Raw genomic sequence first — 2,942 nt, forward strand, 5'->3', positions numbered from 1 at the left:
CTCGAATGGAGTGAAGCCACAAGCTTGTTTTGAATCAAGAACCTAGCTCACAGGCAACATGTGCTGTGCAAAGAACTGCTGGAGTTCTTCACGAGCAGTGATGGGGAATACTCCAGCAACATATTGGTCGGGGCGAACCACCACGATGGCCCCAGCCTTGCTAATCTCGCGGTCGCGGAAAATATCGCGGCCATGACCAGCCGAGAAGATGTTGTTAATATCTTCGATTCCCAGGGGGGCCAAGAGGGGCTTGAACGCTGAAGGAACGTCACCTGGTTCAACCACGGTGTAGTCCTGCTGGTAAATCACCTTGGTATCGAAGGTGGCATCTTCATCGCCTCCAACTGGGGTGTATTTCTTCATAGGTGACGCTGCATCGTTCTTCCACCACTGGGCAAAGTCGGCGGTAGGGGTGCCTTCGAGTGCAGGTGCTGCTTCATCGGCAAAGACATAGACGCGCCAGCGCCCATCAGCTTCATGAAGGTGGCCCAGTTGACGCCATCTGTTGTCTGCTCTGCGGATAACTTCAGTGGACTTGAAACGCTTGCCTACGGGGAATCCAGCTGCAAGATCTTGGTGTTCCATTCCTGCAGTGATTTGGTTCTCGGGGTATTGAGTCATGAATCCCATGGGGAACTCAATGGTGGACTCATAGAACTTGGCGAGACCAGCAGGGTCTTCCCACTCATCAACAGGGCGTGCCATGAGAGAAGACCACTCGTGATCAAAATCGATGAGATTTTGTGCAATGACCCTGCGCTCTGACGCGTAGGTGTCGAGCAAGGTAGCTGGTGCGCGACCTTCTAAGACGGCAGCAAGCTTCCATGACAGGTTCCATCCATCCTGGATGGACACGTTCATGCCCTGACCAGCTTTTGCTGAGTGAGTGTGGCACGCATCACCCATGATGAATGCGCGTGGCTGCTGGACGCCTCTCAGCTCTTCTGGAACGTCATCAAAACCGTCTGTTACGCGGTGGGCGACCTCATAGACAGACCACCAAGTCACGCCTTTCACATCCAGCTTGTAGGGGTGAAGGATGGCATTTGCGGTGTCAATGATTTCTTGTTGGCTTGTGTTGCGGATGTCGCCGGGGTTTTCTTCATCCAGATCGCCGAGGTCAACATAAAGCCGTGAAAGGAAACCACCCTCGCGAGGGATAAGCATGATGTTTCCAGCACTGTGGGACTGAATTGAACACTTGACCTGGAAGTCGGGGAAGTCTGTATTGACGAGGACGTCGAGTACGCCCCACGCATGCATAGAGGCATCTCCATGGAGTTTGTGGCCCAAAGCTGTGCGGACCTTGCTTCGTGCACCGTCTCCGCCAACCAGGTACTTCGAGTAGACCGTGCGCTCTTCGCCAGTGCGAGGACCAGCGGTATACCGAACGCGGGTGGCAACAGGATATTCCTGGGTGTTGTCGATTTCAAGGCTGACGAATTCAATGCCATAGTCAGGCACTACCTTGCCAGGCGCGCGTTCGGCATCGCGCAAGAAGTAGTCCAGGACGCGTGACTGGTTGACGTAAATGTGAGGGAACTCGCTGATGCCGTGCGCGTCATCAGGGACGCGCTCAGTGCGGATAATTTCTTCGGGCTTGTCGGGATTGGGCTTCCAGAAGCACATTTCTACGTTGCGGTAGGCCTCATCGACAATTTCACCAGCGAACCCGAAGGCTTGGAACGTCTCGACTGAGCGCGCCTGGATACCGTCGGCCTGTCCCTGCTCGAGTCGACCGGCGCGCTGTTCAATCGCGCGCACATTGATGCTGGGGAAGCGAGAAAGCTGAGCAATGACCGCAACAGCTGCGGGTCCTGTACCCACGACCAGCACATCCATTTTGTCGGGGAGCTCGGTTGGGCGGTTGATTCCGTAACCTGCGGCTGGCTTGATGCGTGGATCTTCTGATACGTAACCACGTTCGTGAATGTGCACGGTGTGAGCTCCTCATTGAGTAAATCTCAATTATTCTCTATAATTGAGACACCATTCTAAATATAGATACAACTCTATCAACTCTCTGGGCCGCATGCAATAGGTTGAGTAGAGAACGCAGAGCAAGAGAGAGCAATGAATCCTTCAGCGAAAGAGCCCGAGAGCGGTTCACAAACACTCTCACGTGGCTTGCGCGCACTTGAGCTCATAGGCGAAGCCGATGCGCCCTTGAGTGTCAGTGCTCTTGCTCACGAACTAGGCATCCACCGTTCCATGGTTTATCGCCTCATCAAGACACTGGAACAGCATGGATTTGTCTCAAAAGACGCTGCTGGCAGCCTGGTGTTAGGCATGCGGATTGCCTCCTTGGCTCGCGGCGTCGCAAAAGATCTACAAGAAGCGGCCGCACCTGTCTTGGCCGCTCTTGCAGAAGAACTCGAAATGACCGCTTTCTTGGTTTCTTATGACGGGGAATCTGCGGTCACGCTGCGCAGTGCCGAGCCCCTGAACGCTCAAACCACGGTTGCAAAGAAACCGGGGACGAGGCACTCCATTGATCTCGGTGCACCAGGCCATGTGATTCGTTCCCTGCTGAACCCTGTCGGCTACCCGCCTAAGCGTTTCGAATATAGCCAGGACGAGGTTCTCCCCGGCATTGCTTCCATTGCAGTTCCCCTCATGTCTGCAAGTAATCAGCCCTCTGCATTGGCAGTTCTGTATTTACCGCACGAGGTGGACAAGGAACATATTGCAGGCGTGCTGATTGCCGCAGCTGAACGCATCACTCTTGCCGTTGGTGGCTAGAGCTTAAATGCAAATCAGGGCGCCCTTAGCTGTTGAGGACGCCCCGAAATTTGTGTGGGGAACTAGCCGCTGATGACCTGAGGAATACCCAGTGCCTTGAGGCCTTCCACGCCGAATTCCAGACCGTAACCGGACTGCTTGGATCCGCCGAAAGGAATCATGGGGTGTACGCCACCGTGAGAGTTGATCCAGACAGTTCC

3 protein-coding genes are annotated in these 2,942 nt (G+C 54.5%); 1 reads left to right on the forward strand and 2 read right to left on the reverse strand.

Annotated features, from left to right (window positions below; genetic code table 11):
* Positions 1 to 42: 42 nt before the first annotated feature.
* Positions 43 to 1,938, reverse strand: coding sequence for an FAD-dependent monooxygenase (locus tag Q0362_RS00020; protein WP_298118281.1), 1,896 nt, complete (start codon positions 1,936 to 1,938; stop codon positions 43 to 45).
* A 135-nt stretch (positions 1,939 to 2,073) separates the two neighbouring features.
* Between Q0362_RS00020 and Q0362_RS00025 the strand changes: the two genes are divergently transcribed.
* The gene (locus Q0362_RS00025; protein ID WP_298118283.1) at positions 2,074 to 2,742 is read left to right on the forward strand and encodes an IclR family transcriptional regulator; all 669 of its coding nucleotides are present in this window, start codon (positions 2,074 to 2,076) and stop codon (positions 2,740 to 2,742) included.
* Positions 2,743 to 2,804: 62 nt separating this feature from the next.
* Here Q0362_RS00025 and Q0362_RS00030 read toward each other — a convergent pair.
* Positions 2,805 to 2,942: aldehyde dehydrogenase family protein (locus Q0362_RS00030; protein ID WP_298118286.1), on the reverse strand; the 138-nt coding region annotated here is incomplete at its 5' end.

This window comes from uncultured Aurantimicrobium sp., from assembly GCF_936931525.1.
Taxonomy (GTDB): Bacteria; Actinomycetota; Actinomycetes; order Actinomycetales; family Microbacteriaceae; genus Aurantimicrobium.